13 protein-coding genes are annotated in these 16,224 nt (G+C 73.6%); 1 reads left to right on the top strand and 12 read right to left on the bottom strand.

Translation table 11 applies throughout. From position 1 onward, the window contains the following. Window positions 1-241 precede the first annotated feature (241 nt). From MHY85_RS15920 to MHY85_RS15895, 6 genes are all read right to left on the bottom strand, one after another. A complete protein-coding gene (locus MHY85_RS15920; protein WP_239197994.1) occupies window positions 242-1,351 on the bottom strand; it encodes a branched-chain amino acid aminotransferase in 1,110 nt (369 codons plus the stop codon). Between the two features lie 101 nt (window positions 1,352-1,452). After that, window positions 1,453-2,496 (bottom strand): 3-isopropylmalate dehydrogenase, encoded by a 1,044-nt coding sequence (locus MHY85_RS15915; RefSeq protein ID WP_239197992.1) that lies wholly within the window; start codon window positions 2,494-2,496, stop codon window positions 1,453-1,455. A 44-nt stretch (window positions 2,497-2,540) separates the two neighbouring features. Next, on the bottom strand, window positions 2,541-3,101 hold the full coding sequence (locus tag MHY85_RS15910; RefSeq protein WP_239197990.1) for an ASCH domain-containing protein: 561 nt from the start codon (window positions 3,099-3,101) through the stop codon (window positions 2,541-2,543). Between the two features lie 134 nt (window positions 3,102-3,235). Next, window positions 3,236-4,264, bottom strand: coding sequence for a ketol-acid reductoisomerase (gene ilvC / locus MHY85_RS15905; RefSeq protein ID WP_147796003.1), 1,029 nt, complete (start codon window positions 4,262-4,264; stop codon window positions 3,236-3,238). A gap of 42 nt (window positions 4,265-4,306) precedes the next feature. Further along, window positions 4,307-4,831 (bottom strand): acetolactate synthase small subunit, encoded by a 525-nt coding sequence (gene ilvN / locus MHY85_RS15900; protein WP_239197988.1) that lies wholly within the window; start codon window positions 4,829-4,831, stop codon window positions 4,307-4,309. Window positions 4,832-4,841: 10 nt separating this feature from the next. Further along, window positions 4,842-6,722, bottom strand: coding sequence for an acetolactate synthase large subunit (locus tag MHY85_RS15895; RefSeq protein ID WP_239197986.1), 1,881 nt, complete (start codon window positions 6,720-6,722; stop codon window positions 4,842-4,844). 370 nt (window positions 6,723-7,092) lie between these two features. Between MHY85_RS15895 and MHY85_RS15890 the strand changes: the two genes are divergently transcribed. Beyond that, window positions 7,093-7,758, top strand: a complete 666-nt coding sequence (locus MHY85_RS15890; protein ID WP_239197984.1) for a hypothetical protein — start codon at window positions 7,093-7,095, stop codon at window positions 7,756-7,758. Between the two features lie 11 nt (window positions 7,759-7,769). Here the strand turns inward: MHY85_RS15890 and MHY85_RS15885 are convergent, their stop codons facing one another. The 6 genes from MHY85_RS15885 to MHY85_RS15860 form a co-directional block, all read right to left on the bottom strand. Continuing rightward, a complete protein-coding gene (locus tag MHY85_RS15885) occupies window positions 7,770-9,491 on the bottom strand; it encodes an alpha-glucosidase (RefSeq protein WP_239197982.1) in 1,722 nt (573 codons plus the stop codon). Between the two features lie 41 nt (window positions 9,492-9,532). After that, the gene (locus MHY85_RS15880; RefSeq protein WP_239197980.1) at window positions 9,533-10,609 is read right to left on the bottom strand and encodes an ABC transporter permease subunit; all 1,077 of its coding nucleotides are present in this window, start codon (window positions 10,607-10,609) and stop codon (window positions 9,533-9,535) included. Next, the gene (locus tag MHY85_RS15875; RefSeq protein WP_239197978.1) at window positions 10,606-11,565 is read right to left on the bottom strand and encodes an ABC transporter ATP-binding protein; all 960 of its coding nucleotides are present in this window, start codon (window positions 11,563-11,565) and stop codon (window positions 10,606-10,608) included. The genes MHY85_RS15880 and MHY85_RS15875 overlap by 4 nt, the downstream gene beginning before the upstream one ends. Before the next feature lie 150 nt (window positions 11,566-11,715). After that, complete coding sequence (gene ilvD / locus MHY85_RS15870) at window positions 11,716-13,431, bottom strand: dihydroxy-acid dehydratase (protein ID WP_239197976.1); 1,716 nt, start codon at window positions 13,429-13,431, stop codon at window positions 11,716-11,718. 72 nt (window positions 13,432-13,503) lie between these two features. Further along, window positions 13,504-15,366 (bottom strand): dihydroxy-acid dehydratase, encoded by a 1,863-nt coding sequence (gene ilvD / locus MHY85_RS15865; RefSeq protein WP_308191405.1) that lies wholly within the window; start codon window positions 15,364-15,366, stop codon window positions 13,504-13,506. Window positions 15,367-15,507: 141 nt separating this feature from the next. Then, window positions 15,508-16,191: a VOC family protein gene (locus tag MHY85_RS15860; protein ID WP_239197974.1), complete on the bottom strand. Its 684-nt coding sequence runs from the start codon at window positions 16,189-16,191 to the stop codon at window positions 15,508-15,510. Window positions 16,192-16,224: the final 33 nt, after the last annotated feature.

Genomic DNA, 16,224 nt, shown 5'->3' with positions numbered 1-16,224 from the left:
GTCACGGGGAGTGCTTCTCTCGGCGAGGGGACGAGGCGAGCTGCCGGGGGTGGGCGCCGGGTCGGCGCGCGGGTCGAGCAACAAAAAGACCCCCCGGGTTCGGGAGGTCGGCGCGTCCGCGGGGGTGGGGCGGACGCGCTAGGCGATGACGATCGGGAGACCGGACATGGGCTCATGGTGGCACACGTCACGCCCGGCGTCAGCCCCGTCCAGCGTGCGGGACGGGGCCGACGCCCGGCGGTCAGACCAGGCGGTGCATCCAGCCGTGCGGGTCCGCGGCGCGGCCGTACTGGATGTCGGTCAGGCGCTGCCGGATGCTCTGCATGACCGGACCGGCCGCGCCGTCGCCGACGGTCACGTCGAAGTCGCCGCCCGCGAGCCGGCCGATCGGCGTGACGACGGCGGCGGTGCCGCAGGCGAACACCTCGGCCACGCTGCCGTCGCGCAGGCCGGCGAGCAGCTCGGCGAGCGGGATGTCCCGCTCGTGCACCTCACGGCCGTCCTCGGTCAGCAGCTGCAGGATCGAGGAGCGGGTCACGCCCTCGAGGATCGAGCCGGTGAGCCGCGGGGTGGACACCGAGCCGTCGGCGCCGACCACGAACACGTTCATGCCGCCGAGCTCCTCGAGCAGCGTGCCGGTCGCGGCGTCCAGGAAGCACACCTGCTCGCAGCCGCGGGCGTAGGCCTCCTGCTGCGGGAGCAGGCTCGCGGCGTAGTTGCCGCCGCACTTGGCGGCGCCGGTGCCGCCGGCCGCGGCGCGCGAGTAGTCCTCGGACACCCAGATCGACACCGGCTTCACGCCGCCCGCGAAGTAGGAGCCGACCGGCGACGCGATGACGAGGTACTCGGCCTGCATGGACGGCCGCACGCCGAGGAACGCCTCGGAGGCGTACATGAACGGCCGCAGGTAGAGGCTGGTCTCCTCCCCCGACGGCACCCAGTCCACGTCGGTGCGCACCAGGGCGGTGACCGACGCGAGGAAGTCCTCGGTCGACAGCTCCGGCAGCGCGAGCCGCCGGGCGGAGCGCTGCAGCCGCTCCGCGTTCGCGGTCGGGCGGAACGTCCACACCGAGCCGTCGGCGTGCCGGTACGCCTTGAGGCCCTCGAAGATCTCCTGGGCGTAGTGCAGCACCGCGGTGGCGGGGTCGAGCAGCAGCGGGCCGTACTTCTCGACCCGGCGGTCGTGCCAGCCCAGGCCCTGCGTCCAGGAGACCCGCGCCATGTGGTCGGTGAACACGGTGCCGAACTTCGGCGTGGCGAGCAGCGACTCCCGCTCGGCGTCGGGCGTCGGGGTGTCGGTGGGACGGACCTCGAAGGTGGAACCGAGGTCGGTCGTGTCGGAGATGCTCATGTGTCTGCGGCCTTTCACCAGGAGTCTGATCTGACGGTACCTGGGCGACGGCCGGGGTGGGACGGCGCGGGGCGCGACGCTGCGCCCCGAGCGGGCGGGGACTAGCCGGCGATGCGCGCGGCGAGGTCCTTGCCCACCTCGGCCGTCGACCGTACTCGGCCCCCGCGCTCCGCGACGTCCGCCGCGACGGCGGCCTCGACGCGGGCCGCGGCGTCGCGCTCGCCCAGGTGCTCGAGCAGCAGCGCGACGGACAGCACCGTCGCGGTGGGGTCGGCCTTGCCCTGCCCGGCGATGTCCGGGGCGGAGCCGTGCACCGGCTCGAACATGCTCGGGGCGGTGCGGTCCGGGTTGATGTTGGCGGACGCGGCCAGGCCGATGCCGCCGACGATCGCGCCGGCGAGGTCGGTGAGGATGTCGCCGAACAGGTTGTCCGTGACGATCACGTCGAACCGGGCCGGGTCGGTGACCAGGAAGATCGTCGCCGCGTCCACGTGCAGGTAGTCGACCGTCACGTCCGGGAACTCGGCGTTCACGGCCTCGACGGTGCGCCGCCACAGGTGGCCGGCGTGCACGAGGACGTTGTGCTTGTGCACCAGCGTGAGCTTGCGGCGGGGGCGGGCGTTCGCGCGGGCGAACGCGTCGCGCACCACCCGCTCGACGCCGAAGGCGGTGTTGACGCTGACCTCGTTGGCGATCTCGTGCGGGGTGCCCACCCGGATCGCGCCGCCGTTGCCGACGTACGGGCCCTCGGTGCCCTCGCGGACGACCACGAAGTCGACGTCGCCGGGGGTCGCCAGCGGCGAGGCCACGCCGGGGTACAGCTTGGCGGGGCGCAGGTTCACGTAGTGGTCCAGGGCGAACCGCAGCTTGAGCAGCAGCCCGCGCTCGAGCACGCCCGACGGCACGCTCGGGTCGCCGATGGCGCCGAGCAGGATCGCGTCGTGCGAGCGGATCGCCTCGAGGTCCGCGTCGGTCAGCGTCTCGCCGGTCGCGTGCCAGCGGCGTGCGCCCAGGTCGAAGTCGGTCGTGGTGACCGTGCTGCCCGAGCCGGACAGGGCCGCCTCCAGGGCGAGGAGACCCTGCTCCACGACCTCGGTGCCGATGCCGTCACCCGCGACGACGGCCAGGTTGATGCGCTGCGCCATGCTCGCCACCCTAGTGAGTCGTCTTACGAATCGGGACGACCGTCTCAGGCCTCGGACGGACCGGCGGACGGGCCCCGGTCGCCGGGCCGCGGGAACAGCAGCTCGAACCGCTCGACGACGACCGGCGTCGCGTCGGTGAGCTCCGCGCCCAGCGCCGCCAGCACCGGGCCCCAGGAGCCCTCGCGCTCCGCGCGCCAGGACGCGAGCGTCCGGTCGCCCTCCCCCTCGGCCGCCGCGACGTCCTCGCCCACCTCGCCGAACGGCACCGTCTCCACCCGCGTGGTGCGGATCAGGGCGCCCGGCCGGCCGGCGCCGTCGGTGACGATCGACAGGTCGCCCCGCACCGGCAGCGGCTCGTCGGCGTGCTCGAACTCCGGCAGCGCCGTCGACGTGGCGGTCTTGGTGCCGTCGAGCACCAGCCCGAGGGCCGCGTCCGCGAGGGCGGGGTCGTCCCCGAACGCCCAGGACGGCGGCACCAGCGAGCCGGCGACCCCCGGCCCGGTGACGGCGGCGACGCGCATCACCCCGGCGCGCACCCGGGCGACCTCCCAGAACCGGAGGACCTCGTCGGGGTGCGTGCTGTCGGCGGCGGCGTCGTCGGTCATGCGGCCCATCCTCCCGGACGCGAACAGAAACCACGACGCCGAGAGAGGACCGTCCCGCCGAGACAGGACCGTGGACGGTCCTCTCTCGGCGCGGAGGTCCTCTCTCGGCGCGTGAGCGTCGAGCAGCGCGCGGGTCAGCGCGCGGCGGAGCCCTCGACGTAGTCCGTGTCGGACGGCTTCACCCAGGCGAACAGCTTGCGCAGCTCGCGGCCCACGGGCTCGATCGGGTGGTTCTGGCCCTTCTCACGCAGCTCCTTGAACTCCGGCGCGCCGGCGTCCTGGTCCGTGATGAACCGCTCGGCGAAGGCGCCGTTCTGGATGTCGGCGAGGACGGCCTTCATGTTCTCCTTCACGTCGGGCGTGATGACCCGCGGGCCAGAGACGTAGTCGCCGTACTCGGCCGTGTCGGAGACCGACCAGCGCTGCTTGGTGATGCCGCCCTCGAAGATGAGGTCGACGATCAGCTTCAGCTCGTGCAGCACCTCGAAGTACGCGACCTCGGGCTGGTAGCCCGCCTCGGTCAGCGTCTCGAAGCCGTACTGGATCAGCTGGGACACGCCGCCGCAGAGGACCGCCTGCTCGCCGAACAGGTCGGTCTCGGTCTCCTCGGTGAACGTGGTCTTGATGCCGGCCGCGCGCAGGCCGCCGATGCCCTTGGCGTAGGACAGCGCGAGGTCCCAGGCGGAGCCCGACGCGTCCTGCTCGACGGCGACGATCACCGGCACGCCGCGGCCGTCGACGTACTCGCGGCGCACGAGGTGGCCGGGGCCCTTGGGGGCGACCATGACGATGTCGTGGCCGGCCTCGGGCTTGATGTAGCCGAACCGGATGTTGAAGCCGTGGCCGAAGACGAGCGCGGCGCCCTCGGTCAGGTTGGGGGCGATCTCGTCGCGGTAGATGTGCCGCTGCACCTGGTCCGGCGCGAGGATCACCACGACGTCGGCGCCCTGGACGGCCTCGGCCACCGTGGCGACCTTGAGGCCCTCGTTCTCCGCCTTGGCGCGGGAGGCCGAGCCCTCGCGCAGGCCGACGGTCACGTCGACGCCCGAGTCACGCAGGTTCAGCGCGTGCGCGTGCCCCTGGCTGCCGTAGCCGATGACGGCGACCTTCTTGCTCTGGATGATCGACAGGTCGGCGTCGTCGTCGTAGAACAGCTCAGCCACGATGGTTCTCCTTGTGTGTGCGGGGTCGTGCGGACGGACGGATCAGGCGGACCGGGTGACGCGCTCGAGCGCGCGGTCCGTGATGGAGCGGGGCCCGCGGCCGATGGCCACGATGCCGGACTGGACGATCTCGCGGACGCCGAACGGCTCGAGCGCCGCGAGCAGCGCCGTGAGCTTGCCCGGGCTGCCGGTCGCCTCGATGGTCACGGTGTCCGGCACGACGTCGACGACGTGCGCCCGGAACAGCTCGACCACCTCGAGCACCTGGGTGCGGACCGGGCCCTCGGCGCGGACCTTGACCAGCAGCAGCTCGCGCTGCACGGAGGCGGCGTCCTCGAGCTCGACGATCTTGATCACGTTGATCAGCTTGTTCAGCTGCTTGGTGACCTGCTCCAGCGGCAGGGCGTCGACGTCGACCACGACGGTGATCCGGGAGATCTCGTCGTGCTCGGTGGGGCCCACCGCGAGGGAGTGGATGTTGAACGACCGGCGGGCGAACAGGCCGGCGACGCGGGTCAGCACGCCGGGCTTGTTCTCCACGAGGACGGAGAGGGTGTGACGGCTCATGTTCTCTTCCTCAGTCCTCGCGGTCCCACGCCGGGGAGATGCCCCGGGCGTACTGGATGTCGTCGTTGCTCACGCCGGCGGCGACCATCGGCCACACCATCGAGTCGCGCGACACCGTGAAGTCCACGACGACGGGCTGGTCGTCGATCTCCATCGCGCGCTTGATGGTGGCGTCCACGTCCGCGGTGGTCTCGCAGCGCAGGCCGACCGCGCCGTAGGCGTCGGCGAGCTTCACGAAGTCCGGGACGTGGATGGTGCCGTGGCCGGTGTGCAGGTCGGTGTTCGAGTACCGGGACTCGTAGAACAGCGTCTGCCACTGCCGGACCATGCCCAGCGAGGAGTTGTTGATCACCGCGACCTTGATCGGGATCTCGTTGATCGTGCAGGTGGCGAGCTCCTGGTTGGTCATCTGGAAGCAGCCGTCGCCGTCGATCGCCCACACGGTGCGGTCGGGCTGGCCGACCTTCGCGCCCATCGCCGCGGGCACCGAGAAGCCCATGGTCCCGAGGCCGCCGGAGTTCAGCCAGGAGTTCGGCCGCTGGTACTTGATGAACTGCGCGGCCCACATCTGGTGCTGGCCGACGCCGGACACGAAGATCGACTCCGGCCCGGACAGCTCGCCGATCCGGGAGATCACGTGCTGCGGCGCCAGGTGGCCGTCGGTCGGCTCGTCGTAGCCCAGCGGGAACGTCTCCCGCCAGGAGTCGATCTGCTGCCACCAGGCCTCGAGGTCCGGCTTGCCGTGCTGCACCTGCTCGCGGGCGAGCTCGGGCAGCAGGTCCGTGATGACCTCGCGCAGGTCGCCGACGATCGGCACGTCCGCGGCGCGGTTCTTGCCGATCTCCGCGGGGTCGATGTCGGCGTGCACGATCGTGGCGTTCGGCGCGAACGACGACAGCTTGCCGGTCACCCGGTCGTCGAACCGCGCGCCGAGCGCCACGACCAGGTCGGCCTTCTGCAGCGCGGCAACCGCGGCCACCGTGCCGTGCATGCCGGGCATGCCGAGGTGCTGCGGGTGCGTGTCGGGCAGCGCGCCGCGGGCCATCAGCGTGGTCACCACGGCGGCGCCGGACTCGTCGACCAGGCGGCGCAGCTCGGCGGACGCGCCGGAGCGGATCACGCCGCCGCCGACCATGAGCACCGGGCGGCGCGCCGTCGCCAGCAGCCGGGCGGCCTCGCGGATCTGCTTGCCGTGCGGCTTGGTCACCGGGTGGTAGCCCGGCAGGTCCAGCTGCTGCGGCCACGTGAACGTGGTGTCGGTCTGCATGGCCGACTTGGCGATGTCCACCAGCACCGGGCCGGGGCGGCCGGTCGACGCGATGTGGAACGCCTCGGCGATCGTGCGGGGGATGTCGTCCGGATCGGTCACCAGGAAGTTGTGCTTGGTGATCGGCAGCGTGATGCCGACGATGTCGGCCTCCTGGAACGCGTCCGTGCCGATCAGCGACGCGCCGACCTGGCCCGTGATCGCGACCAGCGGGATCGAGTCCATGTTCGCGTCGGCGATCGGGGTCACCAGGTTCGTCGCGCCCGGGCCCGAGGTCGCCATCGTGACGCCGACCTTGCCGGTGGCCTGCGCGTAGCCGGTCGCCGCGTGGCCGCCGCCCTGCTCGTGCCGCACGAGGATGTGCCGGAGCCGGGTGGAGTCCATCAGCGGGTCGTAGGTCGGCAGGATCGCGCCGCCGGGGATGCCGAAGACGACCTCGGCGCCGGCCTCCTCGAGCGAGCGGACGATCGACTTCGCGCCGGTGACCTGCGCGGTGACGACCGGCCGCGGCCGGGCGGCGGTCGGCTCGGCGAGGCGCGCGGGCTCGCGCGGCTCGGGCGCGCCGGCGGGCGCTGCGGGCGTGGCCGGCCTGCGGGGCGGTGCCGGGTGGGGGCCCTGGACCATCGGTGTCTCCTGCGTCTGTGCGGGTGGAGCGGTGCTGCTGCGGCGGCCGGGGGGCCGCGTGGTGCCGCGCGGTGGGGCTGCGTCGGCACGAAAAAACCCCCCGGGCCCGAGATACCGGGCGGATCGAGGGGTGCGCGCGCTGACGAGCCTTCCGTGCGTGGCTCTAGCCGGCGCGCCCGGGAAGTACTACGAGGAGGAGGTTCGTCCGCATGCAACAGGACACTACGCCCCGGCCGGTCGGGTGTCACGCTCGGCCGAGGCCGTCTCACATCGTGGTCCACGGGTCCACTAGGTGATCGGTATCGAGTCGTGACCCGCCGCGTCCCCCGCCTCCCGCCCGAAGGCGCGCCGCGCTCCTAGCCTCGGTCCCATGACCCGCACCCGCACGTCCGCCCGCCGCCCGCTGCTCGCGGGCTCCGCCGTCGCGCTGCTCGCCCTGGTCGCCGCGTGCGGCGGCGCGGACGACGGCCCGACCGGCGACGCGTCCACCTCCGCCGCCCCGCCCGCGACGAGCTCCCCCACGGCGACGCCGACGCCGACGGCCACCGCCACCGGGGCCCCGGCCGACGCGGACGCCGACGCCGCGGCGCCCGCGTTCCCGGCCGACACCGCCGCGGACACCGCCGACGCCTCCGCCGACGCGGCGCTGACCGTCACCGACGTCCGGGTCGGCCACCACGACGGCTACGACCGCGTCGTGTTCGAGCTCGGCGGCACCGGGACGCCCGGCTGGCGGGTCGAGTACGTCGACGCGGCCGTGGAGGACCCGACCGGCGAGACCGTCGACGTCGCCGGCGACAGCCCGCTGCAGGTCGTCCTCACCGGGACCGCCTACCCGCACGACACCGGCCTGACCGAGTTCCCGCTGCGGCAGCCGGTCACCGCCGCCGGCACCACCGCCGTCACCGAGGCCGTGCTGCTGGGCACCTTCGAGGCCCAGTCCCAGGCGTTCGTGGGCGTGACGGGCGAGCCGCGGCCGTTCCGGGCCTACCTGCTCGGCGACCCGGTGCGCGTGGTGGTCGACGTCCAGGAGTGACGCCCGGCGGCTCAGCGCCGCCGCACCACCCGCGCCTCCCACGGTCGCAGCGTCGTCGGCTCCCCGGCCTCGGCGTGCGTCCCGAGCACCAGGTCGCCCCAGCCGCCGTCGTCCGCGACCGGCCACGCGTCCCCGAGGTCGACGACCCGCTCCTCGCCCGAGACGTTGACGACGACGAGCAGCGCGTCCCCGTCGAGCTCCCGGGTGTACGCGTACACCTGCTCGTCCTCGGGCAGCAGCATCGTGAAGTCGCCGAGCGCGACCACCGGGTCCGTGTGCCGCAGCTCGATCAGCCGCCGGTGGTGGTGGAACACCGACTCCGGGTCGGCGCGCTCGGCGGCGGCGTTGATCTCGGTGTGGTTCGGGTTCACGGCCAGCCACGGCGTGCCGGTGGTGAACCCGGCCTGCGGCGAGTCGTCCCACTGCACGGGCGTGCGCGCGTTGTCCCGGCTCATGGCCGCGAGGCCCGCGAGCAGCTGCTCGTCCGTCGCGGACGCGAGGGTGCGGGCCTGGGCGACGTGGTTGACGGACTCGATGTCCCGGTACTGGTCGAACCGCGTGAAGTGCGCGTTCGTCATCCCGAGCTCCTCGCCCTGGTAGACGTACGGCGTCCCGCGGTGCAGGTGCAGCAGGGTGGCGAGCGCCTTGGCCGACTCGCGACGGTGCTTCCCGTCGTCGCCGAACCGGGACACGACGCGCGGCTGGTCGTGGTTGTCCCAGTACAGGCTGTTCCAGCCCGCCTCCGCCAGACCCGCCTGCCAGCGCCCGAAGGTCGCCTTGAGGTCGGTCAGCCGCAGCGGCTTCGGGTCGAACTTGCCGCCCGGGCCGTGGTCCAGCCCGACGTGCTCGAACTGGAACACCATGTCGACCTCGCGCCGGGCCGGGTCGGTGTACCTCCGGGCCTCGTCCAGCGTGACGCCCGGGGTCTCCCCCACGGTCAGCAGCCGGTCGGCGCGGCCCTCGAACACCTCGCGGTGCATCTCGTGCAGGTACTCGTGGACCCGCGGCCCGTCGGTGTAGTGCGCGCTGCCGTCGCCCCACACCCCCGCGATCACCGGGCCGTCGGGCAGGGCGGTGTCCTTGGAGATCAGGTTGATGACGTCCATCCGGAAGCCGTCGACCCCGCGGTCCAGCCACCAGCGCATCATCGCGTAGACCGCCTGGCGGACCTCCGGGTTCTCCCAGTTGAGGTCGGGCTGCTTCCTGCTGAACAGGTGCAGGTAGTACTCGCCGGACGCCTCGTCCAGCTCCCAGGTCGAGCCGGAGAAGAACGAGTGCCAGTTGGTCGGCTCGGCACCCGGCTGCCCGGGCGCCATCCCCTCGCGCGGCGGCCGCCACCAGTACCAGTCGCGCTTCGGGCTGTCCGGGCCGCTGCGGCTCTCGAGGAACCACGGGTGCTCGTCGGACGTGTGGTTCACCACCAGGTCCATGAGCAGCTTCATGCCGCGCTCGTGCAGCGCGGCGATCAGCTCGTCCAGGTCCGCGAGCGTGCCGAACGACGGGTCGACGTCCTGGTAGTCGCTGATGTCGTAGCCGTTGTCGTCCTGCGGCGAGCGGTAGATCGGCGACAGCCACACCACGTCGACGCCCAGGGCGCTCAGGTGGTCCAGGCGGGAGATGATCCCCCGCAGGTCGCCGACGCCGTCGCCGTCGGAGTCCTGGAACGACCTCGGGTAGATCTGGTAGACGACGGCTCGGGTCCACCACGGTGCGTCCTCGACGGTCCATGCCATGCGTCCACCCTGGCATGCGGCGCGGTGGGGCGCAGCCGACGTCAGTCGACGTCGCGGTGCCGGAACATCAGGCCGCCGAGGACCACCAGGACGACCGTCACCACCCCGAGCAGCACCCCGCCGTGCAGCATCGACACGGTCCGCTCGGCCGTGCACATCCCGGCCTGCGGGACGCCGTCGACCGGCGCGCACGGCACCGTGACCCAGTACGTCAGGCCGCCCTCCAGCCAGGCGAGCAGCGACGAGCGCACCGTCCAGGGGGACAGCGCCGGGTGCAGGCCGGCCAGCACGCCGTCGACGAGCAGCAGCCAGCCGATGCCGACGCCGAGCGCTCCCGCCGCGCTGCGCAGCAGGAAGCCGAGCGCCGCGCCGACCGCCCCGAGCGCCGCGGCGGCCGCCAGCGCCCGGAGCGCCTGCCACCCGAGGGCGGTCCACCACGCGGCGGTGAGCTCGCCGACCGCGTCGTGCACGCTCGCCGCGACCCACGCGCCGCCGACGGTGAGCGCGAGCGCCACCGCCGTCGGCACCAGCACGCCGGCCGCCGCGACCGTGACCTTGCTCGCGTAGACCCGACCGCGCCGGGGGACGAACGTGAGCCAGGTCCCCAGCGCCCCGGTGCCGATCTCGGCCGTCACGAACGTGACCCCGGACGCGAAGGCGAGCAGGAGCAGGAAGGTCGTCACCCCCGACACCCAGGTGGGGCCCGAGTCCGCGAGGGTCGGCTGGGGCGGCAGGTACGCCTCGAGGCGGGGCTCCAGGTCGTCGCAGCCCCAGTCCGCGCCGGGGTCCGTCTCCTGCGCGAGGGCCTCGCCCTCGCGGCAGTCGGCGACGTACTGCTCGCCGTTCTCCGCCCAGTCCTCCTGGGCGAAGGCGTACTGCTGCTCCGCCTCCGCGATCGCGCGCTCCGACGGGGGCCGGGCCGCGGCGAACACGCTCGCGACGACCACGAGCGCCGCGACCACCGCGAGCAGCGCCAGCCACCGGATGGCGGCGCGGTACCGGAACCGGCGGGCCTCGACGCGCACCAGGCCGGCTCGGGGACGGCGGGCGCCGGCCGGGTCGGCGGCGCCGGCAGAGCGCGCGTCCGGGCGCCGGGCGGTGCCCTGCGCGGCGCTCACGCGCGCACCCGCCGTCCGTGCGGCGCCGGCCGGCCCTGGTGCGCGGCGGCGGTGCCGTCCGCGCCCGTGCCGGTCAGGGCGAGGAACACCTGCTCCAGGTCGGCGCGACCCGGCGCGAGCTCGTGCAGGTACAGCCCGCGGTCGGCCAGCGCCCGCGTGATCTCCGCCGGCGCGGCGCCGGCGACGAGCAGCCCGCCCGCGCCGTCGGGCCGGACCGCCCAGCCACGCTCGCCGAGCACCGCCGCGGCCTCCGCGGGACGCTCCACGCCCACGCGGGTCTCCCCCGCGCCTGCCGCGGCCAGCAGGTCCTCGACCCGGCCGCCCGCGACGAGGCGGCCCTGCGTCACGATCGACACCGTGTCGGCCACCTGCTGCACCTCGGCGAGGATGTGGCTCGACACCAGCACGGTCTTCCCGGCCGCCGCGAGCTCCCGCATCGTCTGCCGCACCTCGTGGATGCCGGCGGGGTCCAGGCCGTTCGTGGGCTCGTCGAAGATCACCAGCTCGGGATCCTTGAGCAGCGTGGACGCGATCGCCAGCCGCTGCTTCATGCCGAGCGAGTACGTGCGGAACGCGCTCGACGCCCGGTCCGCGAGGCCGACGTCGGCGAGCACCCGGTCGACCTGCGCGGCCGGCACCCCGATCGCCGCGGCGAGCAGCTCGAGGTTCCGCCGCCCGGAGAACGCCGGGAAGAACTTCGGCGACTCGACGATCGCACCGACGCGGGCGACGACCTCGGGCAGCGCCGCGGGGACGGGGCGGTCGAGGACGCGCACGACGCCCGAGTCCGGTCGGATGAGCCCGAGCAGCATCCGGATCGTCGTCGTCTTGCCCGCCCCGTTCGGGCCGAGGAACCCGTGCACGCCGCCGAGCGGCACGTCCAGGTCGAGCCCGCCCACCGCGACGACCTGCCGGCCGCGGTGCCGGTAGGTCTTCCGCAGGCCGCGGGTGCTCACGGCGGTGGTCCCCGCCGGTGCCGGCTCCGTCGTCACCCTCGCCCCCCGTCCCGTCGGGGCACCCGTCGGGTGCCCCGACGCGACCCTAGCGGGCGGGCCGGGTCCGGCGGGGACGTTCGCGCAGATCAGCGACGCCGGTTCCGGTGGGCCTCAGATCAGCACCGCCCCCGTCGACGCCGACTGCACGAGCTTCGCGTACTTCGCGAGCACACCCCGGGTGTACCGCGGGGGCAGCGGTGCCCAGCCGACCCGGCGGGCGGCGAGCTCCTCCTCGGGCACCAGCAGGTCGAGCGTCGCGTTCGCGACGTCCAGCCGGATCCGGTCGCCGTCGCGGACGAACGCGATCGGCCCGGCGTCGACCGCCTCGGGCGCGACGTGCCCGACGCACAGGCCGGTGGTGCCCCCGGAGAACCGGCCGTCGGTGAGCAGCAGGACGTCCTTGCCCAGCCCGGCGCCCTTGATCGCGCCGGTGATCGCCAGCATCTCGCGCATGCCCGGGCCGCCCTTGGGGCCCTCGTACCGGATGACGACCACGTCGCCCGCCTGGATGGTGCCGTCCTCCAGCGCGTCCAGCGCCGCGCGCTCCCGCTCGAACACCCGGGCGGTGCCCTCGAACACGTCGGTGTCGAAGCCGGCCGACTTCACGACGGCGCCCTCCGGGGCCAGCGACCCGTCGAGGATCGTGATGCCGCCGGTGTGGTGGATCGGGTTGTCCAGGGCCCGCAGGATCTTGCCGTCCGGGTCGGGCGGCGCGACGTCGGCGAGGTTCTCCGCGACGGTCTTGCCGGTGACGGTGAGGCAGTCGCCGTGGATCAGGCCCGCGTCCAGCAGCGCCTTCATGATCACGGGGACGCCGCCGATGCGGTCGACGTCGGCCATGACGTACCGGCCGAACGGCTTGAGGTCGCCCAGGTGCGGGACCTTCGCGGCCACGCGCTTGAAGTCGTCCAGCGTCAGGTCGACCTCGGCCTCGTGCGCGATCGCCAGCAGGTGCAGCACCGCGTTGGTCGAGCCGCCGAACGCCATGACCACCGCGATGGCGTTCTCGAACGCCTCCTTGGTCATGATCTGCCGCGCGGTGATGCCCTTGCGCAGCAGCTCGACGACGGCCTCGCCGGAGCGCATCGCGAAGTTGTCCCGGCGGCGGTCGGCGCTCGGCGGGGCGGCGGAGCCCGGCAGCGACATGCCCATCGCCTCGGCCACCGACGCCATCGTGTTCGCGGTGTACATGCCGCCGCAGGCGCCCTCGCCCGGGCAGATGGCGCGCTCGATGCGGTCCAGGTCGCCCTTGCTCATCAGGCCGCGGGCGCACGCGCCGACCGCCTCGAACGCGTCGATCAGCGTGACGTCCTTCTCGGTGCCGTCCTCGAGCTTCACCCAGCCCGGCATGATCGAACCGGCGTACAGGAACACGCTCGACAGGTCGAGGCGCGCGGCGGCCATCAGCATGCCCGGGAGCGACTTGTCGCACCCGGCCAGCAGCACGGAGCCGTCCAGGCGCTCGGCCTGCATCACGGTCTCGACGCTGTCCGCGATGATGTCCCGGCTCACCAGGGAGAAGTGCATGCCCTCGTGGCCCATCGAGATGCCGTCCGAGACCGAGATGGTGCCGAACTCCAGCGGGTAGCCGCCGCCGGCGTGCACGCCGCTCTTGACCGCCTGCGCCAGCCGCTGCAGCGACAGGTTGCAGGGGGTGATCTCGTTCCAGGAGCTCGCGACGCCGATCTGGGGCTTCACCCAGTCGTCGTCGCCGAGCCCCACGGCGCGCAGCATGCCGCGCGACGCCGTGGCCTCGATGCCGTCGGTCACCTGCCGGGAGCGCGGCTTGATGTCGATGTCCGGGGTGTTCCCGCCCGTGGTCGTCATGAGCAGACTGTAGGCGCCGAGCGCGCGACGCGCCCCTGACGTGCCGGGGCGCGCCGCGCGGGTCGTGCCGCGTCAGCCGCGGCGGAGGCGGCTCACGTCGCGGACCGCGCCGCGGTCGGCGGACGTCGCCATCGCCGCGTACGCCTGGAGCGCGGGCGAGACGTACCGGTCGCGGTCGACCGGCTGCCACGGGTTCTCCCGCGCCTCCATCTTGGCGCGGCGGTCCGCGAGCACCTCGTCGGGCACGTTGACCCGGATGAGGCGGGTCTCGACGTCGATCTCGATCTCGTCGCCGTCCTCGATCAGGCCGATCGTGCCGCCGGCGGCCGCCTCGGGGCTGATGTGGCCGACCGAGATGCCGCTCGACCCGCCGGAGAACCGGCCGTCGGTGATGAGCGCGCACACCTTGCCGAGCCCGCGGCCCTTGATGAACGACGTCGGGTAGAGCATCTCCTGCATGCCGGGGCCGCCGGACGGGCCCTCGTAGCGCACGACGACCACGTGGCCCGGCTCGACCTCCTTGCGCAGGATCTTGTCGACGGCCTCGTCCTGCGACTCGCACACCAGCGCACGTCCGACGAAGTGGAAGACGTCCGGGTCGATGCCGGCGGTCTTGATGATGGCGCCGTCCTCGGCGAGGTTGCCGCGCAGCACGGCCAGGCCGCCCTCGACGGTGTAGGCGTGCGCGACGTCGCGGATGCACCCGCCGGCGCCGTCCGTGTCGAGCGACTCCCACACGTTGGACGTCGAGAACGCCTGCGTGGTGCGCACGCCCCCGGGGGCCGCGTGGAACAGGGCGGTCGCGCGCTCGGTGGCCTTCCCGCCGCGGACGTCCCAGTCGTCCAACCAGGCGCGCAGCGTCGGCGTGTGCACGCTCGTGACGTCGTGGTCGAGCAGCCCGGCGCGGTCGAGCTCGCCGAGCAGCGCGGGGATGCCGCCCGCCCGGTGCACGTCCTCCATGTGGTAGTCCGGGTGGTTCGGCGCGACCTTCGCCAGGCACGGCACCCGGCGGCTGATCGCGTCGATGTCCTCGAGCGTGAAGTCGACCTCGGCCTCCTGCGCCGCGGCGAGCACGTGCAGCACGGTGTTGGTCGAGCCGCCCATCGCGACGTCGAGCGCCATCGCGTTCGCGAACGCGGCGCGGGTCGCGATCCCGCGGGGCGCCGCGGTGTCGTCCTCGTCGTCGTAGTACCGACGGGCCAGGTCGACGATCGTGCGGCCGGCCTCGAGGAACAGCTCGCGGCGGGCGCTGTGCGTGGCGAGCGTCGAGCCGTTGCCCGGCAGCGACAGGCCGAGCGCCTCGGTGAGGCAGTTCATCGAGTTGGCCGTGAACATGCCGGAGCAGGATCCGCAGGTCGGGCAGGCGTTCTCCTCGACCGTGGCCAGCGCCTGGTCGGAGACGTTGTCGTCCGCCGAGTAGTTGATCGCGTTGATCAGGTTGAGGTGCGTCTTCGCGACGCCGTCGGCGATCACCGCCTTGCCGGCCTCCATCGGGCCGCCCGACACGAAGATCACCGGGATGTTCAGCCGCAGCGCCGCGTTGAGCATGCCCGGCGTGATCTTGTCGCAGTTGGAGATGCACACCAGGGCGTCGGCGCAGTGCGCCTGGACCATGTACTCGACCGAGTCGGCGATCAGGTCGCGGCTGGGCAGCGAGTAGAGCATGCCGGCGTGGCCCATCGCGATGCCGTCGTCGACGGCGATGGTGTTGAACTCCTTGGCGACGCCGCCCGCCTCCTGGATCGCCGACGCGACGAGGTCGCCCATGTCCTTGAGGTGCACGTGGCCCGGGACGAACTGGGTGTACGAGTTGGCGATCGCGATGATCGGCTTGCCGAAGTCCTCGGAGCCCATGCCGGTGGCGCGCCAGAGGGCGCGGGCGCCGGCCATGTTGCGGCCGTGGGTCGAGGTACGAGAGCGCAGAGGACGACTCACGCTGGGGCTCCTTCGGACGAGCAGGGCGCCACCGCGGCGGCGGCGTGGCGGTCACGGTACGTCCGCGCACGTCACGATGCGTGCGGCGTCCGTCCTGTGATCGACCGAGGGGCGAGACGGCGCGGAGCCGGCCGGCGCGGGTCAGCCCTTCCCGCGGGCCTGCCAGGTGCACACGCAGGCCTCGTTGCCCTCGGGGTCCGCCAGGACCCAGAACGCGGGCGCCCGCCGGTCGGACAGCAGCGTGCCCCCAGCGGCCAGCGCCGCCGCGACCCGGGCCTCGGCCTGGTCGTGCGGCACCGTGACGTCGACGTGGATCCGGTTGCGCTGCGGGCGCGGGGAGTCCATCTGCTGGAACCAGTACCCCGGCCCCAGGGCGCCCGGGTCCGCGAGCGCCGGGTCGTCCGGGTCGGTCCCGGGCTCCGGCTCGTAGCCCAGCACCGCGCGCCAGAACGGAGCGACGCGCGGGATGTCGAGCGCGTCGATCGCGATCTCCTGCGACGTGAGCGAGGCGGGGTCGCCGACGACCCCGAGCTCGTCCGCCGCGGCCGACACGGCGGCCGCGAGCGCCAGGTCCGCCTCGGTGAGCCCGTGCGCGGCCCACGTGGTAGTCCGCACCTGGACGACGCCGGGCCGCAGCGTCACGTCGGGCGCGGCGCCGAGGCGCTCCGCCTCGGCCGCGACCCGGGCGACGAGCGCCGCGCCCGTGGCGAGGTCGGGGACCCGGAAGGCGGCCTGCAGCCACAGCAGCAGCACCCGCCAGTGCCGGGCGTCGACCCGCTCGGTGGCGGCGCCGGGACCAATGACTCGCTGCATCGCGCTGTCCATGGCTCGACCCTCCCACGCCCCACCGACACGCCC

It is taken from the genome of Cellulomonas sp. ACRRI (assembly GCF_022346185.1).
Taxonomy (GTDB): Bacteria; Actinomycetota; Actinomycetes; order Actinomycetales; family Cellulomonadaceae; genus Cellulomonas.
Note: the sequence above shows the minus strand (reverse complement) of the source record. Positions and strands in the feature narration are given on the sequence as shown.

Bases quoted from the DNA above. Each gene is read 5' to 3' on its own strand.
- MHY85_RS15890 (WP_239197984.1), top strand. From the start codon at position 7,093: ATGACCCGCACCCGCACGTCCGCCCGCCGCCCGCTGCTCGCGGGCTCC.
- MHY85_RS15915 (WP_239197992.1), bottom strand. From the start codon at position 2,496: ATGGCGCAGCGCATCAACCTGGCCGTCGTCGCGGGTGACGGCATCGGC.
- MHY85_RS15920 (WP_239197994.1), bottom strand. From the start codon at position 1,351: ATGAGCATCTCCGACACGACCGACCTCGGTTCCACCTTCGAGGTCCGT.
- ilvD (WP_239197976.1), bottom strand. From the start codon at position 13,431: ATGACGACCACGGGCGGGAACACCCCGGACATCGACATCAAGCCGCGC.
- ilvN (WP_239197988.1), bottom strand. From the start codon at position 4,831: ATGAGCCGTCACACCCTCTCCGTCCTCGTGGAGAACAAGCCCGGCGTG.
- MHY85_RS15860 (WP_239197974.1), bottom strand. From the start codon at position 16,191: ATGGACAGCGCGATGCAGCGAGTCATTGGTCCCGGCGCCGCCACCGAG.
- MHY85_RS15910 (WP_239197990.1), bottom strand. From the start codon at position 3,101: ATGACCGACGACGCCGCCGCCGACAGCACGCACCCCGACGAGGTCCTC.
- MHY85_RS15885 (WP_239197982.1), bottom strand. From the start codon at position 9,491: ATGGCATGGACCGTCGAGGACGCACCGTGGTGGACCCGAGCCGTCGTC.
- MHY85_RS15895 (WP_239197986.1), bottom strand. From the start codon at position 6,722: ATGGTCCAGGGCCCCCACCCGGCACCGCCCCGCAGGCCGGCCACGCCC.